Source organism: Pseudomonas sp. WPR_5_2 (assembly GCF_003634475.1).
In the GTDB taxonomy this organism is placed as follows: Bacteria; Pseudomonadota; Gammaproteobacteria; order Pseudomonadales; family Pseudomonadaceae; genus Aquipseudomonas; species Aquipseudomonas izuensis.
This window is the reverse complement of sequence record NZ_RBLA01000009.1, coordinates 236821-259105: the sequence shown is the minus strand read 5'-3', so window position 1 is coordinate 259105 and position 22285 is coordinate 236821. Positions and strand designations below refer to the sequence as shown.

At 60.8% G+C, this 22285-nt stretch carries 22 protein-coding genes, 1 pseudogene and 1 riboswitch (1 of these 24 cut by a window edge); of the genes and pseudogenes, 7 read left to right on the top strand and 16 right to left on the bottom strand.

Annotated elements, in window-relative coordinates; all coding sequences use genetic code 11:
• From BJ917_RS28120 to BJ917_RS28110, 3 genes and pseudogenes are all read left to right on the top strand, one after another.
• A protein-coding gene (locus tag BJ917_RS28120) for a TetR family transcriptional regulator (RefSeq protein WP_121105659.1) crosses the window boundary here: on the top strand, window positions 1-132 show its 3' end. It extends 510 nt beyond the left edge of the window; the window shows 132 of its 642 coding nt (coding positions 511-642); its start codon lies beyond the left edge, outside the window; the stop codon is at window positions 130-132.
• A 54-nt stretch (window positions 133-186) separates the two neighbouring features.
• A pseudogene (locus tag BJ917_RS32445) lies at window positions 187-318 on the top strand (TetR family transcriptional regulator); the annotation flags it as partial.
• Window positions 319-545: 227 nt separating this feature from the next.
• A complete protein-coding gene (locus tag BJ917_RS28110; RefSeq protein WP_121105657.1) occupies window positions 546-4016 on the top strand; it encodes a hybrid sensor histidine kinase/response regulator in 3471 nt (1156 codons plus the stop codon).
• A gap of 127 nt (window positions 4017-4143) precedes the next feature.
• Here BJ917_RS28110 and rmuC read toward each other — a convergent pair whose 3' ends face one another.
• Together rmuC and BJ917_RS28100 are read right to left on the bottom strand one after the other, a co-directional pair.
• Window positions 4144-5622 (bottom strand): DNA recombination protein RmuC, encoded by a 1479-nt coding sequence (gene rmuC / locus BJ917_RS28105; RefSeq protein ID WP_121105655.1) that lies wholly within the window; start codon window positions 5620-5622, stop codon window positions 4144-4146.
• Between the two features lie 61 nt (window positions 5623-5683).
• A complete protein-coding gene (locus tag BJ917_RS28100; protein ID WP_121105653.1) occupies window positions 5684-6007 on the bottom strand; it encodes a sel1 repeat family protein in 324 nt (107 codons plus the stop codon).
• 998 nt (window positions 6008-7005) lie between these two features.
• Between BJ917_RS28100 and BJ917_RS28090 the strand changes: the two genes are divergently transcribed.
• From BJ917_RS28090 to BJ917_RS28080, 3 genes are all read left to right on the top strand, one after another.
• Window positions 7006-7230 carry a hypothetical protein gene (locus BJ917_RS28090; RefSeq protein ID WP_003204606.1) on the top strand — a complete coding sequence of 75 codons (225 nt, stop codon included), beginning with the start codon at window positions 7006-7008 and terminating at the stop codon, window positions 7228-7230.
• Window positions 7231-7505: 275 nt separating this feature from the next.
• Complete coding sequence (locus BJ917_RS28085; protein WP_096509671.1) at window positions 7506-7988, top strand: hypothetical protein; 483 nt, start codon at window positions 7506-7508, stop codon at window positions 7986-7988.
• A gap of 147 nt (window positions 7989-8135) precedes the next feature.
• On the top strand, window positions 8136-9419 hold the full coding sequence (locus BJ917_RS28080) for an OmpP1/FadL family transporter (RefSeq protein WP_096509670.1): 1284 nt from the start codon (window positions 8136-8138) through the stop codon (window positions 9417-9419).
• A 220-nt stretch (window positions 9420-9639) separates the two neighbouring features.
• On the opposite strand, the gene BJ917_RS28075 is transcribed toward BJ917_RS28080, so the two are convergent.
• From BJ917_RS28075 to cobO, 14 genes are all read right to left on the bottom strand, one after another.
• Window positions 9640-10203, bottom strand: coding sequence for a glutathione peroxidase (locus tag BJ917_RS28075; protein ID WP_096509669.1), 564 nt, complete (start codon window positions 10201-10203; stop codon window positions 9640-9642).
• A 66-nt stretch (window positions 10204-10269) separates the two neighbouring features.
• On the bottom strand, window positions 10270-10392 hold the full coding sequence (locus tag BJ917_RS32440) for a hypothetical protein (RefSeq protein ID WP_256658581.1): 123 nt from the start codon (window positions 10390-10392) through the stop codon (window positions 10270-10272).
• On the bottom strand, window positions 10389-11597 hold the full coding sequence (locus BJ917_RS28070; RefSeq protein WP_096509668.1) for an MFS transporter: 1209 nt from the start codon (window positions 11595-11597) through the stop codon (window positions 10389-10391). The genes BJ917_RS32440 and BJ917_RS28070 overlap by 4 nt, the downstream gene beginning before the upstream one ends.
• A gap of 52 nt (window positions 11598-11649) precedes the next feature.
• Window positions 11650-12054, bottom strand: a complete 405-nt coding sequence (locus tag BJ917_RS28065) for a MarR family winged helix-turn-helix transcriptional regulator (protein WP_096509667.1) — start codon at window positions 12052-12054, stop codon at window positions 11650-11652.
• Window positions 12055-12194: 140 nt separating this feature from the next.
• On the bottom strand, window positions 12195-12923 hold the full coding sequence (locus tag BJ917_RS28060; protein WP_121105651.1) for an adenosylcobinamide-GDP ribazoletransferase: 729 nt from the start codon (window positions 12921-12923) through the stop codon (window positions 12195-12197).
• A 2-nt stretch (window positions 12924-12925) separates the two neighbouring features.
• The gene (gene cobC, locus BJ917_RS28055) at window positions 12926-13501 is read right to left on the bottom strand and encodes an alpha-ribazole phosphatase family protein (RefSeq protein WP_121105649.1); all 576 of its coding nucleotides are present in this window, start codon (window positions 13499-13501) and stop codon (window positions 12926-12928) included.
• Window positions 13498-14553: a nicotinate-nucleotide--dimethylbenzimidazole phosphoribosyltransferase gene (gene cobT, locus BJ917_RS28050; protein ID WP_121105647.1), complete on the bottom strand. Its 1056-nt coding sequence runs from the start codon at window positions 14551-14553 to the stop codon at window positions 13498-13500. Before cobT ends, cobC begins: the two co-directional genes overlap by 4 nt.
• Complete coding sequence (gene cobU, locus BJ917_RS28045; protein ID WP_096509663.1) at window positions 14550-15071, bottom strand: bifunctional adenosylcobinamide kinase/adenosylcobinamide-phosphate guanylyltransferase; 522 nt, start codon at window positions 15069-15071, stop codon at window positions 14550-14552. Before cobU ends, cobT begins: the two co-directional genes overlap by 4 nt.
• Before the next feature lie 122 nt (window positions 15072-15193).
• A complete protein-coding gene (locus BJ917_RS28040) occupies window positions 15194-16645 on the bottom strand; it encodes a cobyric acid synthase (protein WP_121105645.1) in 1452 nt (483 codons plus the stop codon).
• Window positions 16642-17634, bottom strand: a complete 993-nt coding sequence (cobD, locus tag BJ917_RS28035; RefSeq protein ID WP_121105643.1) for a threonine-phosphate decarboxylase CobD — start codon at window positions 17632-17634, stop codon at window positions 16642-16644. The genes BJ917_RS28040 and cobD overlap by 4 nt, the downstream gene beginning before the upstream one ends.
• Window positions 17627-18535: an adenosylcobinamide-phosphate synthase CbiB gene (gene cbiB / locus BJ917_RS28030; RefSeq protein ID WP_096509660.1), complete on the bottom strand. Its 909-nt coding sequence runs from the start codon at window positions 18533-18535 to the stop codon at window positions 17627-17629. Before cbiB ends, cobD begins: the two co-directional genes overlap by 8 nt.
• Window positions 18532-19182, bottom strand: a complete 651-nt coding sequence (gene bluB / locus BJ917_RS28025; protein WP_121105641.1) for a 5,6-dimethylbenzimidazole synthase — start codon at window positions 19180-19182, stop codon at window positions 18532-18534. Before bluB ends, cbiB begins: the two co-directional genes overlap by 4 nt.
• Complete coding sequence (locus BJ917_RS28020) at window positions 19179-20561, bottom strand: cobyrinate a,c-diamide synthase (RefSeq protein ID WP_121105639.1); 1383 nt, start codon at window positions 20559-20561, stop codon at window positions 19179-19181. The genes bluB and BJ917_RS28020 overlap by 4 nt, the downstream gene beginning before the upstream one ends.
• A complete protein-coding gene (gene cobO / locus BJ917_RS28015) occupies window positions 20558-21169 on the bottom strand; it encodes a cob(I)yrinic acid a,c-diamide adenosyltransferase (protein ID WP_096509657.1) in 612 nt (203 codons plus the stop codon). The genes BJ917_RS28020 and cobO overlap by 4 nt, the downstream gene beginning before the upstream one ends.
• Window positions 21170-21250: 81 nt before the next feature.
• Window positions 21251-21480, bottom strand: a riboswitch (cobalamin riboswitch).
• Window positions 21481-21633: 153 nt separating this feature from the next.
• Between cobO and BJ917_RS28010 the strand changes: the two genes are divergently transcribed.
• Window positions 21634-22218 carry a hypothetical protein gene (locus BJ917_RS28010; protein WP_096509656.1) on the top strand — a complete coding sequence of 195 codons (585 nt, stop codon included), beginning with the start codon at window positions 21634-21636 and terminating at the stop codon, window positions 22216-22218.
• Window positions 22219-22285 lie beyond the last annotated feature (67 nt).

Sequence of the window (22285 nt, the reverse complement as noted above, 5' to 3'; positions counted from 1 at the left end):
GAGCCCACGCCCAGCGTCGATCGGCTGATCAATCTGGTGGCGGCGCCTATCGTGTTTCGCATTCTGTTTTCCGAGGCGCCGCTGGAAGTCGAGGAATTGCATCGGTTGATCACGATTGCATTGAGTCAGTGACACCGCCATTCGCGAGCAGGCTCGCTCCCACGATGGAATGCAATTCAACTGTGGGAGCCCACGCCCAGCGTCGATCGGCTGATCAATCTGGTGGCGGCGCCTATCGTGTTTCGCATTCTGTTTTCCGAGGCGCCGCTGGAAGTCGAGGAATTGCATCGGTTGATCGCGATTGCATTGAGTCAGTGACACCGCCATTCGCGAGCAGGCTCGCTCCCACGATGGAATGCATTTTTAACTGTGGGAGCGAGCCTGCTCGCGAAGAGGCCCGCACCGGCACCGCAAATCCGGCTGAACGCAACACTGCGACACCCCGCCACGCCACGACCTTGGTCGACACTGACTAACCCCTGCCATCGTGCGAGACTGTCTGTCCGGGCGGGAGGTCCGGATGTCTTTGGTTGTGTGGAGTTCCCATGTCGCTGTCCAGCGGGCTGATTGCCGCCGTCGCCCTGGCCTATATGGCCATCATGTTCGCCATCGCCTTTTACGGCGACCGTCGCAGCACGCCGTTGCCGCCGCGGATGCGTGCGTGGGTGTACAGCCTGTCGCTGGCCGTCTATTGCACCAGCTGGACATTCTTTGGCGCCGTGGGTCAGGCGGCGGAGCAGCTTTGGTCATTCCTGCCGATCTACCTCGGGCCGATCCTGCTGCTGATCGGAGCCCCGTGGGTCCTGCAAAAGATGGTGATGATCAGCAAGCAGGAAAACATCACCTCCATTGCCGACTTCATCGCCGCTCGCTACGGCAAATCCCAATCGCTGGCGGTGGTGGTGGCGCTGATTTGCCTGGTCGGCGTTCTGCCCTACATCGCCTTGCAACTCAAAGGCATCGTCCTCGGGGTGAACCTGCTGATCGGCGCGGGCGCCGACGCCATGGGGGTTCGCGCGCAGGACACCGCGCTCGTGGTGTCACTGGTGCTGGCGTTGTTCACCATCGTCTTCGGTACCCGCAACCTCGATGCCACGGAACACCACCGCGGCATGGTACTGGCGATTGCGTTCGAATCGCTGGTCAAGCTGTTCGCGTTTCTGGCGGTCGGCGCGTATGTGACGTTCGGGCTGTATGACGGCTTTGATGACCTGTTCAATCAGGCCATGCTCGCCCCGCGTCTCGAGGATTACTGGAAAGAAACCGTTAACTGGCCTTCGATGGTGGTACAGACCGGGGTGGCGATGATGGCGATCATCTGCCTGCCGCGACAGTTCCAGATGACGGTGGTGGAAAACATCGACCCTCAGGATTTGCGCCTGGCCAAATGGGTGTTCCCGACGTACCTCGCCCTCGCGGCATTGTTCGTCGTACCGATCGCCCTGGCCGGCCAGATGCTGCTGCCGAGTTCGGTGCTGCCGGACTCCTTTGTCATCAGCCTGCCGTTGGCTCAGGCACACCCGGCCCTGGCCTTGCTGGCCTTCATCGGCGGCGCTTCGGCGGCCACCGGCATGGTGATCGTGGAGTGTGTTGCGCTGTCGACCATGGTTTCCAACGACATGCTGTTGCCATGGCTGTTACGCCGCAACAACGCCGAACGGCCGTTCGAAGTGTTCCGCCAGTGGATGCTGTCGGTGCGCCGCGTGAGTATCGTGGTGATTTTGCTGCTGGCTTATGTCAGCTACCGATTGCTGGGCTCGACCGCGAGCCTGGCGACCATCGGCCAGATCGCCTTCGCCGCCGTGACGCAATTGGCACCAGCCATGCTCGGTGCGCTGTACTGGAAGCAGGCCAACCGACGCGGCGTATTCGCCGGCCTAGCCACCGGCACCTTCCTCTGGTTCTACACCCTGATACTGCCCATCGCCGCCCACAGCCTCGGCTTGCCCTTGAGCAATTTCCCGGGCCTGGCCTGGCTGCACAGCAACCCGCTGAACCTGCCGATCACACCACTGACCCAAGGGGTGGTGCTGTCCCTTGCCGGCAACTTCACACTGTTCGCCTGGGTTTCGGTGCTGTCACGTACGCGAGTATCGGAACACTGGCAGGCCGGTCGTTTCATTGGCCAGGAAATCAGTGCCCGCCCCAGCGCGCGCTCGATGCTGGCGGTGCAGATCGACGATCTGCTGCAACTGGCCGCCCGTTTCGTCGGTGAAGAGCGCGCCCGCCAGAGCTTTATCCGTTTTGCCTACCGCCAGGGCAAAGGCTTTAATCCGAGCCAGAACGCCGACGGTGAATGGATCGCCCATACCGAGCGATTGCTGGCCGGTGTCCTGGGGGCTTCGTCGACGCGCGCGGTGGTAAAAGCCGCCATCGAAGGTCGGGAAATGCAACTGGAGGACGTCGTACGCATCGCCGATGAAGCCTCGGAAGTCCTGCAATTCAACCGCGCGCTGCTGCAAGGGGCCATCGAGAACATCACCCAAGGCATCAGCGTGGTCGACCAGTCGCTGAAGCTGGTGGCCTGGAACCGTCGCTACCTGGAACTGTTCAATTACCCGGATGGCTTGATCAGTGTCGGCCGGCCGATTGCCGACATCATTCGCCACAACGCCGAGCGCGGCCTGTGCGGCCCGGGCGAAGCCGAAGTACACGTCGCCCGCCGCCTGCACTGGATGCGCCAGGGGCGTGCACATACTTCCGAGCGGTTGTTCCCCAACGGCCGGGTGATCGAACTGATCGGCAACCCGATGCCGGGCGGCGGTTTCGTCATGAGCTTCACCGACATCACCCCGTTCCGCGAAGCCGAACAGGCGTTGACCGAAGCCAACGAAAGCCTCGAACAACGAGTGGCCGAACGCACCCACGAACTGTCGCAGCTCAACGTGGCCCTGACCGAGGCCAAGGGCACCGCAGAAGCGGCCAACCAGTCGAAAACCCGCTTTCTGGCGGCGGTCAGCCATGACTTGATGCAACCTTTGAATGCGGCGCGACTGTTCTCCGCCGCGCTCAATCATCAGGACGATGGCTTGTCCGGTGAGGCGCAAAAACTGGTGCAGCACCTGGACTGCTCACTGCGTTCAGCCGAAGACCTGATCAGCGATCTGCTGGATATTTCCCGCCTCGAAAACGGCAAGATCAATCCCGACGCCAGGCCATTCGCACTCAATGAGCTGTTCGATGCCCTGGGCGCCGAATTCAAGGCACTGGCACGGGATCAAGGACTGGAGTTCCGCGTGCGGGGCAGCACGCTGCGCATCGAAAGCGACATCAAACTGCTGCGCCGGATCCTGCAGAACTTCCTGACCAATGCCTTCCGCTATGCCAAAGGCCCGGTGCTGCTGGGGGTTCGCCGTCGCCAGGGCGAGCTGTGCCTGGAGGTCTGGGACCGTGGGCCGGGCATTCCGGAAGATAAACAGCAGGTGATTTTCGAAGAATTCAAACGCCTCGACAGCCATCAGACACGCGCCGAGAAAGGCCTGGGCCTGGGGCTGGCGATTGCCGACGGACTGTGCCGCGTGCTGGGGCATACCTTGCGCGTACGTTCATGGCCCGGGCGCGGCAGCGTGTTCAGCGTCAGCGTACCCCTGGCCCGGACGCAAGCCACGTTGCCGGCCAAGGCAGCCGAGCTCAATGGCAAATTGCTCAGTGGTGCGCAGGTGCTGTGCATCGACAACGAAGACAGCATCCTGATCGGTATGAACAGTTTGCTGACTCGCTGGGGTTGCCAGGTCTGGACCGCGCGCAATCGCGACGAGTGTGCAGCGCTGCTCGGTGACGGGGTGCGGCCGCAACTGGCCCTGGTGGATTACCACCTGGACAATGGCGAAACGGGCACTGAATTGATGGCCTGGTTGCGCACTCGCTTGGGCGAACCGGTGCCCGGCGTGGTGATCAGCGCCGATGGCCGTCCGGAGACCATGGCCCAGGTGCATGCAGCCGGACTGGATTACCTGGCTAAACCGGTGAAACCGGCGGCGCTGCGGGCGCTGTTGAGTCGGCATTTGCCGTTGTAATGGTTTGAGTTTTGCGCTGGCAGGAATGACGCCGTCGCGAGCAAGCTTTGCTCCCACAGGATTGATGCTTGCCGCGAGCTCGGGGCACACCCTGTGGGAGCAAAGCTTGCTCGCGATGCTTTTCTGGTTATTCCGGTAATTCGACCAGTCCGTCGACATCCGTCATCGCCCGCTCCAGCAAGTCCGCTGGCAAGCTTTTGCTCGCTCTCGCCCCGAGCAATTTCAGCTGCTCACTGCGGCTGACCAGGTTGCCGCGGCCTTCTGTCAGCTTGTTGCGCGCTGCGCTGTAGGCTTTGTCCAGTTGCTGCAAGCGATTGCCGACCTCATCCAGATCCTGAATGAACAACACGAATTTATCGTACAGCCACCCCGCCCGCTCGGCGATTTCCCGGGCGTTCTGGCTTTGCCGCTCCTGCTTCCACAGGCTGTCGATAACGCGCAGGGTCGCCAACAAGGTGGTCGGACTGACGATCACGATATTGCGGTCGAACGCTTCCTGGAACAGTGTCGGTTCGGCCTGCAACGCGGCGGAAAATGCCGCTTCGATCGGTACGAACAGCAGCACGAAATCCAGACTGTGCAAGCCATCGAGCCGCTTGTAGTCCTTGCCGGCCAAACCTTTGACGTGATTGCGCAGGGACAATACGTGCTGCTTGATGGCGATCTGGCTGATGCCCTCGTCTTCGGCCGCCACGTATTGCTGATACGCCGTGAGGCTGACTTTGGAGTCGACTACCACCTGCTTGTCGCCGGGCAGATAGATGATCACGTCCGGCTGGAAACGCTCGCCGTCCGGCCCCTTGAGATTGACCTGGGTCTGATACTCGCGCCCCTTCTCCAGGCCGGCATGTTCAAGCACCCGCTCCAGAATCAGTTCACCCCAGTTACCCTGGGTCTTCTGCCCCTTCAAGGCACGGGTCAGGTTGGTGGCTTCGTCGCTCAGGCGCAAATTGAGTTGCTGCAAACGCTCCAGTTCCTTCGCCAGCGAAAAGCGCTCCCGGGCTTCAGCCTGATAACTTTCCTCGACGCGTTTTTCAAACGACTGGATGCGCTCCTTCAATGGATCGAGCAACTGCCCCAGTCGCTGCTGGCTGGTTTCGGCGAAACGCTGCTCTCGCTCATCGAAAATTTTCCCCGCCAGTTCGGCGAACTGCGCACGCAGCTCATCTCTTGATCCTTGCAGGTCTTTGAGGCGCTGCTGATGGCTTTCCTGCTGCTCGCGCAGCTCGGCATTGAGCGACGCGGCATGGGCATCCAGGCGGCGCAATTCGGCATCTTTGCCAGCACGCTCGATATTCCAGGCATGGGCGGCGTCGCGAGCATCGTCGCGTTCAATTTGCAGCAGCTCGACTTCGCGACGTACCGCCGCCAAGTCAGCTTGCCGGGCGGCATTGGCCTGGCCGAGATCGGCTACTTCATCGCGACAGGCTTCGAGTTGCGCGTTCAGGCCATCCTGCGCCAGTTGCGCCGTGGCAAGGCGCTCTTGCAGAAGCGTCGTCTCTGCCTGTGCCGTGCTTACCCTGCTTTGAAGTTGCCAGGCCACCACCAGTAACGGCAGAGCAGCGCCCCCCAGACCGAGCAATGCGCTGGTCAAGTCCATAGCCATAGCCATTCCTGCCATTGAAGTATTGCTTGAAGGTTAACCAAGGCGTCAGGTCTTGGACAGCTCAGTCTTCGATCCGGCCCAGTTCCTGTTGTGCGCGCAGATCCCCTGCCCGCGCGGCTTGGCGCAAGAGGTCCTGGCCGATGCGACGGTCCCTGGCATTGCCGCACTCACGGCACATCAACTGGCCGAGACGGCTTTGCGCAGCCACGACACCCTCACGGGCCGGTTGCTTGAGCAAACGCCCGGCGATGTGTTTGACGCTGGTGTTTTCACCCAGGTGCGGACTGTCCAGCAGCCATTCGGCCACCCGCATCGAAAAGCGCTTGGGCGGGGCAACAGGGGATGTTTTGGACGTGGAGGACACGGACGGTGTACGAAACTTCATAAAGCACTGTGGGCAGATCGGAAGGCGCGCCACTCTACTCTTTTTTTCTTACAGGTAAAGGTGAAAAAATCGCGGCACGCCCGTCCTAGAGCAAGCGCTCGGGACAATCCACAGAAGCTGTGGATAACTCAGTGGACAACCGCCCCCGAACTGGCGCAAAGCCCTATGGAATGGGGCCTGCAGTCAAACTGACGATTTTTTCACCAGTAAAAAAAAGCGATGTTTTTCATTGACTTAAATTTTGGTTACAGGCACCCACTGTACTTGAAGGCTAGATGACAGCGGGGTGACAGGCTGCGCTACTAATGTGCACAAGTACCTTCGTGGTGGTTATATCGCTGACCTTTTTCGGCGCACTTTTTCTCTTTTTCTGGGGATAACCCCCGCAAAACCCGTGATCCAGACTGTTCGCCACTGGTCGGATCGACCGGACCACCCGTCGGATTCCGGGCGTTTACAGGGCACCTTTCTGGTTCATGACCTGGGGCAAATCACTTCACGCCGCCGCAAATGGCATGGATGGCGGATCTTTTTTGGCTAACACACTTCCCTTCGACAGTTCAATCCGTTAGTATCCGCGGCGTTAGTACCAAGCTGAAAGTCAATTCTGGTCGAACAAATCCCCCCGGTCAGCCTTCCCACAGGAAGCCCTTCACCGAACAAGCGGGATCGACCACCTCGATGGTTTCCAGGTAAATCCTGCATCAACACAGCCTTTGAATCGAAAGCAAAGGGTGTTGTCAGGCTCACTTACTCTGACCGAACCAACCTGCAAATTGATCAGGATCTTCACCCCGGGCCCAGAACCTTTGCCCTCGATGTGTTGCCTGCCCTCCTAAGTACCTACCTGCCAGCCCAAGCGCGCCAATTATCAGCGCTTCAAACTGGCTGCTTTGTTCCAGTCGGGTTCTTCGTTCGACCAACGGTGGTCGTCGTTACTGGAACGTTTTAATTTTGCACGGCTCTTATCCGTGTCGCTTGTAGGAACACCCATGACTATGTCTACTCAAATCCATGCACAGGATGCCATCCGCACCCTAACCAATGCTTTTGCACCAATGAACTGCCTGATCATGGCCGCTCGCAAAGGCTGTTTCAGCTTTACCCTGGTCAACGAACACGGCATCGCCCGTCACAGCGAACGCCTGTACCCCGATCAATACTCCAGCGCAGAACCGCTGCAGGCCGTGATCGAACGTACCCGTCAGGCACTGGTTGCCTGAGACGCCAGCAAGGCTGAAACATCAAAGGCCCCGCTCAAAAAGCGGGGCTTTTTATTGCCCGCCATTTCACGTCAGCCCACCCCCGCCTAAGCACCAACCGATATAACGGTTATAACTCGAAGCCGGAAATATTTTAAAAACAGGCCTTTACGTTACCAATATGACACTACACTTCAACTCAAGCGGTCTCATCCGCTTCCGGCGAGCCTGAGTCGATTCACCGCTGCCAACGCTCCTTTCAGGTATCGCCGCCCATTTCATGTTTCGAGGGTTTTATGGGTATCGCTGCCAGCGAACTGTGCCGCTATGTGATCCGCCCGACATTGATTTACCTTGGACGCCATAGCGCCACCGCCGAATCCCTGCTGCTGGGCATCGCCGCCAGCCAGTCAGCCCTTGGTACCGCCCTGCACGACCGCCGTGGACACGGCCTCTATCGAATCGCCGAACCCCGCCATCAGGCACTCTGGGACCACTATCTGGCACTGGACCCCGAGCGCGCCAGCCTTGTCCGTGGCCTGGCCAGCCAGCATGCCTTTCTCAGTGGCCCGCACCTGGAGTTGACCGTCAACCTGCGTTACGCCACCGCCATCGCCTGGCTGCTGGTCGAAGAACAGAACACCCCGCTCCCCGAAGCAGACGACCTGTTGGGAATGGCCCGAATCTGGCGCCAGACCTTCCAACCCCAAGGGCGCCTGAGAGACTTCACCTACGCCTGGCAAACCTGTGTTTCACCGCTGAATCAGGTTGCCTGCTGATCTCACCTGGATCCAAAGATCGCACAACAGGTCGCGAATCTGGTCGGATTGTCCTACAAAACCGCTCTAAATCAAGCGATACAGCCTATGGCGCTGGGACGAAAATGTTGGTAATTTTCGCCCCGGTGATCATCAGGAGTTCTAATAATGAAAAAAGTAATGCTCAAAACCACCATTAGCCTCGCCGTTGCCTTGGCATCCACCCAGATCTTCGCAAGTGGCTTTGCCCTCAACGAACAAAGCATCAGCGGGATGGGGACTGGTTACGCCGGGCGTTCTTCTTCTGCCGATGATGCAAGTACAGTTTTTGGCAACCCTGCCGGTATGTCTCGCCTCAAGGGCCAGCAAATCACTGGCGGTATCGCAGCGATCGACGCCTCGACCGATATCAAAGATGCCAGCGGCAGTTCAATCGGAACCAACAAAGGCGACATGGTTCCGTTCACTACCGTACCGATGGGTTTCTATACCAATAAACTCAACGATGAATGGTCGGTCGGTGTTGGTGTCTACGCTCCGTTCGGGCTGATCACCAACTACGAAACCGGCTTTCAGGGCCGCGCTTTCGGCAGCAAGAGCGAAGTCAAGGTCGTCACTCTGCAGCCAACCGTCAGCTACGCGTTCAACGATAAAGTATCGATCGGTTTTGGCCCTACCATCAACCGGATTTCCGGCGAGCTGCAATCGGACATTTCTCTCAACCCAAGGACTGGCGACAACAATATCCAGATCAAGGGTGACGATACGGCCTTGGGCTGGAACGCCGGCGTCCTGGTGCAAGCCACCGACACCACTCGCGTGGGCCTGACCTATCACTCGAAAGTGAACTACAAGCTCGACGGCCACACCGAAGTGACTGCCGGCGGTGGCGTGCCACCTCAGCTACTCAAATCCAACCGTTACGATGCCTCGCTGAAGATCGAAACACCTGAGTCCTATGACCTTTCCGTGACTCAGGATATGAACGAGGCCTGGAAACTCTATGCCGGTGCTACCTGGACCCGCTGGAGCCGCCTGAAAGACATCACCGTCAACAACGAAGGCGTAACCGCAGCCAGCGGTGGTGCCCTCGCCCCACAAATTGTTGGCACCATCACGGAAGAGCAGAACTGGCATGACACCTGGGCCTACGCCGTGGGTACTTCCTACCAGTTGAACAAGCAGTGGGTACTGCGTACCGGTCTCACCTTTGACCAGTCGCCGACCAACAACACTGATCGTTCGCCACGCATTCCTACCGGCGACCGGACGATTTTCAGTATCGGTGCGGGCTTCAACCCAACCGACGACTGGACCATTGACGTGGCTTACTCCTACCTCCAGGAAGAAGATGTCACTGTCCAACGCACTAACCGCTTGGGTCAGTCCTACAACGCCAAGTACGAAAACAGTGCGAACGGTTTCGGTGTTGGTGCTACCTATCGCTTCTGATGATGCACGGCGAGCTTGAACCGCTCGCCACCGGAATTAAAAAGCCCCGCGCTCTGTACAGAGGCGGGGCTTTTTTGTGGGCAATGGCCCAATGCCCTGTAGGAGCCGGCTTGCTGCGGGCGGCGATCCGACGAAGACGGTATTCCAGTCAATCATGCCGCGCCTGATACACCGCCATCGCCAGCAAGCCCGCTCCTACAGGGGGTTATCCAGTTTCAGATCATGGGGTGGACGCTAACGGTGGCGAAGCCAAAGCTTTCTCTACCGCCGCGATGAAGTCGGGATCATCAGGCTTGGTCAGGCTGGAGAAACTGGCGATCACCTTGCCTTGGCGATCGACTACGTACTTGTAGAAATTCCATTTCGGCGTACTGCTCTGTTTGGCAAGCACCTTGAACAGATGGGTGGCATCGTCGCCGCGGACTTTCTGCGGCTCGGTCATGGTGAAGGTCACGCCGTAATTCACATAGCAGACCTTGGCGGTCTCAGCACCGTCCTTGGACTCCTGCTTGAAGTCATTGGACGGCACGCCGATTACCTCCAGCCCCTGCCCCTTGAAACGTTGATTCAACGCCTCAAGGCTTTTGAATTGCGGGGCGAAACCACAGAAACTCGCGGTATTGACCACCACCAACGGCTTGCCGGCGAAGCGCTGGCATAAATCGATGGATTCATTGGCGCGCAACTTGGGTAATGAACCTTGCAGCAACTCCGGGCACTCTGCCGCTTGAGCCAATCCGGTAAACGCTACCAACGCGGGAACTGCAAACCAGCGCATCAGCATATCGGTGCTTCCTTGTGAGGAATCGTCAGGAATGGAAGTTACTCGTCCTCACATCCTGCTAGCAAGCTAACAAACCGCCATACCCAACTGCATCAACGCCAGCCCACCCTGATGCCAGCCCCACCAAGCCAGGGCCAGCAGCAAGGCACAGACAGCAATCAGGGTGATTCGCGGAAAGAGACGGTTCATATCGCACTCATTTGGGATTGCAGCCGCGCCACCGGCTGCTCACGCACCGGCCAGTTAAGGGCGGCGGCCATCAGGCTCAGGAGAATCGCTACCTGCCAGATCAAGTCATAGCTCCCGGTTCGATCGTACACCACCCCGCCCAACCATCCACCGAGGAACGAACCGAGCTGGTGAAACAGGAACACAATCCCGCCGAGCATGGACAGATTCCGTACGCCGAACAAGGTCGCGACCGTGCCGTTGGTCAAGGGCACCGTCGACAGCCAGAGGAAACCCATGGCCATGCCGAACAGATAGGCGGTTGTCGTGGTCACCGGTGCCCACAGGAACAGCGCAATCACTACCGCCCGCAGCACATACAGCCCCGTGAGCAACCGCGGCTTGGACATGCGCCCGCCCAGCCAGCCTGCGGTGTAGGTGCCGAAGATATTGAACAGGCCGATCAGCGCCAACACCGTAGTACCGACCGTCGCCGGCAGATGCTGATCCACCAGGTACGCCGGCAAGTGCACGCCGATGAATACCACCTGAAAACCGCAGACAAAAAAACCGAATGCCAGCAGCCAGAATCCTGAATGCGAGCAGGCCTCGTGCAGGGCCTCGGACAAGGTTTGCTCATGGCCGAGTACCGGCAAGGGTTTGTCCTTGAGCATGCTTACCAGCGGCACGATCAGTGCCACCAGCAGTCCCAGCGCCAGCAGGGCCGTGGACCAGCCGAGCCAGCCGATCAACCCCAGCGTGCCGGGCAGCATGGCGAACTGGCCGAACGAACCGGCGGCGCTGGCAATGCCCATGCCCATGCTGCGCTTCTCCGGCGGAACCGCCCGCCCGACCACGCCGAGGATTACCGAAAACGAAGTACCGGACAGGCCGATACCGATCAACAGACCGGCACTCAACGACAAGGTCATTGCCGAGTCGGACATGCCCATGAACACCAGGCCCAAGGCGTAAAATATGCCACCGATGAGCACCACTTTCGCCGCACCGAAGCGGTCGGCCAGCGCGCCGGTGAAGGGCTGCGCCAGGCCCCAGATCAGGTTTTGCAGGGCGATGGCGAAGGCAAAGACCTCACGCCCCCAGCCGAACTCGGCACTCATCGGCGCCAGGAACAGGCCGAAGCCATGTCGCACTCCCAGAGACAACGCAAGAATCAGCGCACTCCCCAACAGAACCCAACCGCACGTACGCCACATCGATGTCATTCTTGTTCTCCGGGCGCGGGTATATACCCGCTTAAGATCGAACAAACCGGCATTACGCCAGTTCGTCCAGCAACTTCAACAACATTTCACGCTTTTCGGCCCCCAGCCGATCAACCAACCGCTGTTGCGCCGCCTCCCAGGCCGGCAAGGCTGCCTGCAACCGCTCGGCCCCGGCTTCGGTGAGCAGGACGATACGATTACGCATGTCCTCGCCTTCCACCAGCGTCACCAGGCCCTCACCTTCCAGCACACGCAAATTGCGCCCCAGGGTGCTGCGATCCAGCCCCATGGCTTCCGCCAGGATGGAAATGCTGGGTTGATCCAGGCGCTGCAGATTGCACAGCAAAGAATACTGCGCGACGTTGATCCCGAAGCCGTCGAGAGCGCCGTCGTAATGCCTGCTGACGCCACGGGCGGCGCGACGCAGGTTGATGCATAAACATTGGGAGTCGAGCATGGTGCGTGTATATACCCGTGGTGAGAAGACTGCAAATTTATGTTACACCGATCCTGTAGGAGCAAAGCTTGCTCGCGATGGCCGTTACGCGGATTCAGACAGAAAACCGCGTCATCGTTCATCGCGAGCAAGCATTGCTCCTACAAAGCGAGACCCACCAGCACCACCATCTCCAGCAACTCCAGCAACGCCCCCGCCGTATCGCCCGTCGTGCCACCCAACCGTCGCAGCATCACTTGTCTCAACCAGACAAACAACAGGACCGCCAGCCCCACTGCAAAGATGCCGCTGACACCCGCGATCAACACACAGGCCAGCGCACTGACCAGCAACACCTGCTTGCCCGTCGATCGCGGAAGATGATCGGCCAGCGCCTGCCCCAATCCACCGGGACGCACATAGGGCGTCGTCAGGAATAATCCGAGCAATGCGCTACGCCCCAACAACGGAACGATGATCAGTGCCACGGCGTTCTGTTGTTCGATCAGCGCCAGCAACGCGGAAAATTTCAGCAGCAACACCAACACCAGCGTGACCACCGCGATCGGTCCGCTGCGCGGGTCTTTCATGATAGTCAGCGTGCGCTCGCGATCACCGAATCCGCCGAGCCAGGCATCGGCGCTGTCGGCCAGGCCGTCCAGGTGCAACGCGCCGCTGAGCAGCACCCACACCGTGAGCAACAGGGCCGCGTGCAGCAACAGCGGTGTCCCCAGCAACAGCCAGTTCATCCCCCACAAAATACCGCCGAACAATAAACCCACCAGCGGATAAAACAGCAGTGACCGCCCCAATTCCTGCGGTGCCGGCATGCCCGGCAAACGAATCGGCAGGCTGCTGAGGAATTGCAGGGCGATCCAGAACGGCAACATGGTCAGCGCACTTCCTTTAACAAGCCATCGGATTGGACCGATAGCGAGAACAACGCACCGTGACCCACTTCGACATTCAGCAACTGCTCACGGGGCAAGCCTCGCGCCTGGGCCAGCAACAAACGCATGACCCCGCCATGGCTGATCAGCAGCACCCGCTGGCCGGCGTAGGCCGCCTGCAAACGCGCGACCGCCGCCAGCACGCGCGCTGAAAACTCGGCCACTGGCTCACCCTGTGGCGGAGTGAATGAATAAGGGTCAGCCCAAAACAATCCCAGGCCTTCGGCATCGGTTTCCATCAGCGCCACAGCGCTCTGCCCTTCCCACGCGCCGAAGTGCAGCTCTTGCAGGTCTGGATCGAACGTCACCGGCAAGCCCGAGCGCGCGGCGAGTTCTTCAGCGAAGCGCGCACAACGCTGCAATGGTGAGCTGACCAGACGATCCCAAGGCCCCTGCTCCATCACCGCCGCGCGCATCTGCTGCCACCCCTTTTCGGTCAGCGCGTCATCGAGGCTGCCGCGCAAGCCGCCGCCAAGTTCGGTTTCGCCATGGCGCAGCAGATCCAGACGCAAGATCATGCCGGGCGATCCGCAACCGCGGCTTCAGCGAACGTCGCCATCTGCCCATGCAGATCACACGCCAGCCGCAACAATGGCACCGCCAGCGCAGCCCCGCTGCCTTCACCCAGTCGCAAGCCGAGATCGAGCAGCGGCTCGGCATTCAAGGATTCCAACACATGTCGATGCCCCGGCTCGGCGCCACGATGACCGAACAACAACCACGGGCGGCATTGTGGATTCAGGCGCACCGCGACCAACGCCGCGACGCTGCAAATGAAGCCGTCCACCAGCACCGCAACGCCTTCCTGGGCACAGGCCAGATAGGCCCCGACCAATGCCGCGATTTCGAAACCACCCAGGTTCAGCAGGGTTTGCAACGCATCGCCACGCCGGGCACCGTGCAAGGCCAATGCTCGCTCGATCACCTCAGCCTTGTGGCTGACGCCCGCCGCGTTCAATCCGGTGCCAGGCCCGGTCAGATGCACCACCGGGCAATCCAGCAAGGCACAGGCCAGTGCACTGGCGGCGGTGGTATTGCCGATGCCCATCTCGCCACCGATGAACAATTGCGCATTGGCTTCTTTGGCCCGCAGCACGCTGTCACGACCCGCCTGCAATGCCAGTTCGCCTTGAGCCACGGTCATCGCCGGGCCCTGCACAAAATTCGCCGTGCCCGGGCCGATGTTCAGGTGACGCACCCCCGGCAGGCTCAGCGATGGCGTAATCGTCCCGAGATCCACCACCTCAAGGGCAGCCCCCAACTGCCGCGCCAGCACACTGATTGCCGCGCCGCCGCTGACGAAGTTGCGCAGCATTTGCCCGGTGACTTCCTGAGGAAACGCGGACACCCCTTCGGCCACCACGCCGTGGTCGCCGGCAAAAATCGTGATCGAAACCTGCTCCAGACTCGGTTTGACCCGCCCCTGCAATCCCGCCAGTTGTACCGCTACCGACTCCAGCTGACCGAGGGAACCGGCCGGCTTGGTCAATTGCTGTTGACGGGCCTGGGCCTGCTCGACCGCCTGGGCGTCGATCGGTTTGCACGGGTTCAGCCACCAGGATTGGGTCATAACGCAGTTCCTTTCAGAGTGAGGGGCAGGCCGGCGACGGTCAGGACGACTCGCTGACAACGCTCGGCCAGAGCTTGATGCAGCCAACCGGCTTCATCGACATAGCGGCGAGTCAATTCGCCCAGCGGCACGACACCCATTCCGGTCTCGTTGCTGACAAAAATGATTTCACCCGGCAACGACGCCAGGCACTCCAGCAGCGCATCGCGTTCAACGTTCAAGCGTTCGGCATCGCCCTGCATCAGCAGGTTGGTCAGCCACAGCGTCAGGCAATCCACCAACAGGCAATGATCGGCGCGAGCGTTTTCACGCAGGACGCGGGCCAGTTCCAAAGGCTCTTCGATCAAGGCCCATTCGGCAGGGCGACGGGCGCGGTGATGGGCAACCCGGTCGCTCATTTCGCCGTCCAGGGGTTGGCTGGTGGCGATGTAGGTCACCTGGAGTTGACTGTCTGTTGCCAGTTTTTCAGCCAGGCGACTCTTGCCGGAGCGGGCGCCGCCGAGGATCAGTTGGAGCATGGTTATCAACCTTCTATTTGGCGGTGTAGCGGCAGGCGCTATCGCGAGCAGGCTCGCTCCCACATTGGAACGCGGTCAACTGTGGGATCGAGCCTGCTCGCGATGGCAATCTCAAAACCACCTCAAATCCCACAGAGTTCGCGCAACAACCCGGTATCCAGATGCTTCTCCACCAGATCCGCCAACCGCTCGATATCCCGCTCGCGCAACCCGTGGTAATCCACATCCTGCACGGCCTGCAATCCTGCCCATCGCAGCAGCGCACTGCACGCCGCCGGCGACTCGAACAGGCCATGCAGGTAGGTGCCGAAAATCTGCCCATCGACACTTTGCGCGCCATCGCAACGCCCGTCATCGAGCTGCACCGCGGCGTTTTCCAGTGCCGGGCCAGTGGTCACGCCGGCGTGGATTTCATAACCGCTGACCTCAGCGTTTTCCAGCACCAGATGCCCGCGCACATTGCGCAGTTGCTTCTCTTCTTCAAGGCAGGTTTCGAAGGCCAGCAAACCCAAACCGGCGCTGGAACCCGGTGCGCCTTCCAGGCCCAGCGGGTCATGCACTTGCCCGCCGAGCATCTGCAGGCCACCACAGATGCCCAGCAATTTCCCGCCATACCGCAGATGACGGGAGATGGCGGTTTCCCAACCGTTGGCCCGCAGATACGCGAGGTCGCTGCGCACGCTTTTCGAGCCCGGAAGAATGATCAGATCGGCCGGCGGGATCGCCTGGCCGGGGCCGATGAATTGCAGATCCACTTGCGGATGCAGGCGCAGCGGATCGAAATCGGTGTGGTTGCTGATGCGCGGCAACACCGGCACCAGCACTTTCAGCACCTGCTCGGCCTTGTCGGTCTGGCGCTGATCGATACCGTCCTCGGCTTCCAGGTGCAGGTCCATCACATACGGCAATACACCAATCACCGGTTTGCCGGTGCGCTGTTCCAGCCAGTCCAGGCCCGGTTGCAACAGGGCGATGTCACCGCGAAAACGGTTGATGATGAAGCCCTTGACCCGCGCCTGCTCGCTGGGCGAAAGCAACTCCAGCGTACCCACCAGATGGGCGAATACCCCGCCCCGGTTGATGTCGGCAATCAACACCACCGGGCAATCCACCGCTTCGGCAAAGCCCATGTTGGCAATGTCGCCGGCACGCAGATTGATCTCGGCCGGTGAACCGGCGCCCTCGACCATCACCAGCGGATAGGCCGCGCTCAACCGTGCATGGGAAGCCAGCACCGCTTGCATGGCGATGGCCTTGTAGTCGTGATAAGCCACGGCGTTCATGGTCGTGACGGCGCGACCGTGGATGATCACTTGGGCGCCAGTATCGCTGTTGGGTTTGAGCAGCACCGGGTTCATGTCGGTGTGCGGTTCAAGATAAGCGGCCTGGGCCTGTACCGCTTGCGCACGGCCGATCTCGCCACCGTCAGCCGTCACCGCGCTGTTGAGCGCCATGTTTTGCGGCTTGAATGGCACCACGCCTAGGCCCTGACGCGTGACCCAGCGGCATAGTGCCGTCACCAGCGTGCTTTTGCCGGCGTCGGAGGTGGTGCCTTGCACCATCAACGTGGTCATTGGCGTTCCCTGGCGAAGTCTTCGAATGCGGCGGCCAGGCGTGCCCAATCGGCGTCATCGGCGGGCAGGCCGAAGCGCAGGCTGCTGGTTTGCGTGAACAATCGCAGCAGAATGCCGCGCCGGGCCATGAACTCGTGCAGCTCTTCGGCGCGCTCGGTGATCAGCCATTGGAACAAGGCGCAACCGCCCTGGGGCTTGAACCCGTACTGCTCCAGCAACGACGCCAGCCGTTCGCTGGCTTCCTCGGCCCGCACGCGTTGCTGCCTGTGTCCTTCGGTATCGCGCAGACAAGCCTGACCGAGCACTCGGGTCGGCCCGCTCACCGCCCACGGCCCGACCTGTTCGGCGAGCAACTTGAGCAACTTGCGCTCGGCGAGGACAAAACCCAGCCGCACCCCGGCCAGGCCGAAAAACTTGCCGAACGAACGCAAGACGATCAATCCGACCTGATGGGCAAACGGCGCCACACTCAGGTGCGGCGTGTTGTCCATGAACGCTTCGTCCACCACCAGCCAGCCACCGCGCTGGGCCAGGCGTCCATGCCAATCGAGCAATCGGGCGGGCGTCAGGCTCAAGCCGGTGGGATTGTTCGGGTTGACCACCACCAGCACATCGAGACTGTCGACGAAAAAATCGACTTCCTGCTCCAGCACTTCGCGAACGATGTAGCCATTGCGACGCCAGGCTTCGGCATGTTCGGCGTAACAAGGCGACAGCACGCCGACCTTGCCGGCCCGCCGCAATCGCGGCAACAACTGAATAGCCATTTGCGAACCGGCCACCGGCAGCGCCTGCAGTGTGCCGTAGTAATCGCAGGCGGCCTGCTCCAGGCCGTCATCGGTTTCCGGCAAGCGCGCCCAGGCCCGCAGCGGAATATCCGGAACCGGAAACGGCCAGGGTGCCAGGCCGCTGGACAGGTCTAGCCAATCGGCTTCCTCGATGCCGTATTCGAGCGCCGCCTTGCGCAACCGCCCACCGTGCTCAAGCATAAAATTCAGCCCCCACGCAGAGAATCAGCAGCCATAACCATACCCCGCGCTGGACCAGTTGCCAGCCGCGGTCGATGGAGTCCGCATCCGCCGGCACGCCTTCGCCCAGTTGCGGACGCTCGTGCAGTTCGCCGTGATAAATCGCCGGCCCACCCAACTCAACGCCCAACGCCCCGGCACCCGCCGCCATCACCGGACCGGCATTCGGACTGTCCCAGGTCGGGCCCTGGGTGCGCCAGCATTTCAAGGCCAGCCGGGTCTTGCCCAACAGCGCGTAGGTCAATGCCACCAACCGCGCCGGAATGTAATTGAGCACATCGTCGATCTTCGCCGCAGCCCAGCCGAAACGTTCGAAGCGTTCGTTGCGATAACCCCACATCGCATCCAGGGTGTTGCTCAAACGGTAGAGCACCACGCCCGGCGCACCAGCCACGGCAAACCAGAACAAGGCGGCGAACACCGCGTCACTGCCGTTTTCCAGCACCGACTCGGTGGCGGCGCGGGCGACTTCGGTTTTATCCAATTCGCTGGTCTTGCGGCTGACCAGGTAACTCACACGCTGGCGCGCTTCTTCGAGATTATCGCTGCGCAAGGCCTTGGCCACAGGCTCGACGTGCTCGCCCAGACTGCGCATGCCGAGGGCGCAATACAGCGCGAGAATCTCGACGATCCAGCCGACGTAGGGCGCCCAGGAAATGGCCGTGGCCAGCAAGGTCAAGGGTAAAACCGCGATCACCCATGCGGTGACGCCATGGCTGCGCCAGCCGCGACCACCACCGTTGAATCGCTGCTCGATGCGCTCGGCAAAACGGCCGAACGCCACCAGCGGATGCCAGCGCTTGGGTTCGCCCAGCAGCGCATCCAGCGCCACGGCGGCGACACTCAACAACGCCACACTCATTGACTCACTCCCCAATAATTCTCGTACAACAATTCACTCAACGGACGCGCCTGCGCCCAGCCTTCAAGCACCAGCATGGGTGCCGGGTAGAATTCCTTGACCAGCCCCAGGCACAAAATGGCCAACGGCTTGGCACCGGACGGCAACCCCAACAAGTCCGCCAGGGCTTGCGGCTCGAACAGGGATACCCAGCCCATGCCCAGCCCTTCGGCGCGGGATGCCAGCCACAGGTTCTGAATCGCGCAGGACAACGACGCCATGTCCATTTCCGGCAGGGTGCGCCGACCGAAGATATGCCGCTCGCGATCATCCATCAGCGCGGCCACCAGCACTTCAGCGCAATCGTTGATGCCTTCGACCTTGAGTTGCATGAATTCGTCGGTTCGCTCGCCCAGGGCCTCGGCAGTGCGGATGCGTTCTTCTTCCACCAGCGCCTGGATCTTGCCGCGCAAGGCTCGGTCGCTGATGCGAATGAAACGCCAGGGCTGCATCAGGCCGACACTCGGTGCCTGGTGCGCGGCTTCGAGCAGACGGCGCAATAGTTCGGGCTCGACAGTGCCACCGCTGAAATGGCGCATGTCGCGGCGTTCGGCTATTGCGCGATAAACCGCTTCGCGTTCGGCCTGACTGAATGCGTTGTCGCTCATGGCCTTTTCGCGAGCAGGCTCGCTCCCACAGGGTCTAGGTTATCCATTGTGGGAGCGAGCCTGCTCGCGAAGGCGTCCTCACGGTCTGGCGCAAACAGCGCGGCAATCGCCGTCGGATTCGACGGAAAATAAAAGTGCACATAAGAAGCGGTCATTCGCCCCTCGCGATAAACCGCTTCCGCCCCGCGCCCGCCATTGGGACTCAAGCCCCGGGCAATCGGCGTCAGTTCGGTGGTGGTCAGCGAGTGGTGATAGGTGTGGCCGCGAAGCGAACCTTCCGGCAGTTCGACCGCTTGCAGGGCCAGCGCGGCTAGACGCTTTTGCATCACCGCATCACCGCTCAGCAAGCCGACCAGTTCTGCGCGAGCACCTTCGACATCCGTCAGCGAATCGAGCAAATACAGCATGCCGCCACATTCGGCCAGCAACGGCTTGCCGGCGGCGTGGTGCGCGCGGATTGCATCGAGCATCGACGTGTTCTGTGACAGTGCCACATGATGCAATTCCGGATAACCACCCGGCAGATACAGACTGTCCGCCTCTGGCAACACACGGTCGCGGATCGGCGAGAAGAACGACAACTCGGCGCCCATCGCCCGCAACAAATCGAGGCTGGCGCCGTAGGTGAAGGCAAACGCTTCGTCCCGGGCCACGGCGATGCGCACGCCGGACAGCAACGGTTCGGCTGCGATCACGTCCGGCGCAGCGAATACCACCGCCGGTGGCAGCGCGACTTCGCAACTGCTGGCCAGGGCATCGGCCGCCGCATCGAGGCGCATATCCAGGTCGTTCAACTCGCTGGCCTGCACCAGGCCGAGGTGCCGACTTGGCAATTCGATCCCGGTTTCCCGGGACAAGGCGCCGTACCAGCGCAAGCCTTCAGTCAGGCTGCCTTCGAGCAATTGTGCGTGACGCAAGGTGCCAACGCGGTTGGCCAGGACCCCGGCAAACGGCAAATCCGGTTGATAGCGCGCCAGCCCCAGCGCCAGTGCGCCAAAGGTCTGGGCCATGGCGGTGCCGTCGATCACGCCCAGCACCGGCACACCGAAGTGCCGCGCCAGGTCGGCGCTGGACGGTGTGCCGTCGAACAGCCCCATCACCCCTTCAATCAGGATCAGGTCGGCATCGCCTGCGGCTTCCCACAACAAGCGGCGACTTTCCTGCTCGCCGACCATCCACATGTCCAGTTGATACACCGGCGCACCGCTGGCGCGCTCGAGGATCATCGGGTCGAGAAAGTCGGGGCCACATTTGAACACGCGAACCTTGCGCCCCTGATTGCGATGCAAACGGGCCAGTGCGGCAGTGACGGTGGTCTTGCCCTGACCGGAGGCCGGCGCGGCAATCAGTACCGCCGGGCAATGACGAGGTTGATTCACAGCTCGACGCCTTTTTGCGCTTTGATCCCGGCCTGGAAGGCGTGCTTGACCATGCCCATCTCGGTGACGGTGTCGGCCAGTTCGATCATCTCCGGCTTCGCGCCGCGACCGGTGACCACCACATGCTGCATCGGCGGACGCGCCTGCAAATCGCTGAGCACCTGATCGAGATCGAGGTAACCGTGCTTGAGCGCGATGTTCAATTCATCCAGCACCACCAGGCCGATGGCTGGATCACGCAGCAGTTCCTGCGACACCGCCCAGGCCGCTTCCGCGGCGGCGATATCACGCTGACGGTCCTGGGTTTCCCAGGTAAAGCCTTCGCCCATCACGTGAAAACGCACCTGCTCGGGGAAGCGTCGGAAGAACAATTCCTCGCCGGTGCTGTTGCGGCCCTTGATGAACTGCACGACGCCGCACTGCATGCCATGGCCCAGCGACCGGGCGAGCATGCCGAACGCCGAGCTGCTCTTGCCCTTGCCGTTGCCGGACAACACGAGCAGCAAGCCGCATTCGTTCGGGGAATTGGCGATGCGTTCGTCGATCACGGCTTTCTTGCGCAACATGCGCGCCAGATGACGTTCGTCACGATCAGGGGTATCAGTCATGGGGGAGCTCTCCGTTGAGGCTGGATAACGGCGGGCAGGCACAAGAATAGATGGCAAGAAGCCTGGCATCGCCCACCGTGATGCCGCTTGGATGGATCAGGCCGGTCTCCGGGCTCATGAGCGGCGTTTGCCGACTGTGCGCCTTCCCATGTCAATTGACACAGTGGCTCAAGGCACAGTGTTCACTCATTTACCGTTGCGGGGGCAGCGCCGGAATTGCAGGCCATCATGCTTTGAATCGGCCACTCACCGGCTTCCCTGTTTCACTCTGTCGGCGCAAGCCACAGAGCACCTGAAACAAGCCGCGAAGGTTAGAGGGTTGGGGGTGGAGCGTCAATTGAAGACAGGCCGCGCAAGTGATTATCTACCGTCAATCAATTTACTGACGTCAATCTTGTGCCGCACGCCCAGCAATGATATCAAAGCGCCACAAACCTCATAACACAATAACAAGGGTGAGCCACATGCAAGGCATGATCATCAGCAATCCGAAGCTGGAATTCCTGCGCCCGGTGCTGGAGCGCTGGTTCGAGTGCATCGACCGCTACAACGCCGTGCGCGGCGATAACGAAACGCCGTACTGGCTCGACGAAAAAGCCAACCTCGGTCTGCTCTCCTCGTCGGCGTGGATGGCGGAAATGGTCACCTTGCAACAATCGCCCACCCGCAAACAGATCGAAGAAGGCGAACGCAATGGTCGCGCCGACCTGTTTATCGCCACGCCCGAAACACGCGCCTGGCTGCAGGCCACACAACGCTGGCCACGGGTCAACAGCCTGAACCTGACCCAGGCCCTGCAAGACATCACCAGCAACGCCAGACAAATCAGCTACGCCAGCGACCTCAAACTCGGCTGCCTGTTCGTCGCACCGCAAAAAGCCCAGCATGGCGCCACCCCGGAAGAACTGCAGGACATGGTCGACGACTTGCAAAAGGAGCACACCTGCGCCGTGGCCTGGTATTTCCCTTATGCCTATCGCAAGTTGCGCAACGAAGCGGGCCACTATCACCCAGGCATCGCCGTGCTGCTCAAGGAGGCCCGCGGCTGACCGGTTGAACCATCACGCGCTTGCGCTTCTCTACTGATCAGGTCAATGGATTCATAGGGAAGATCAG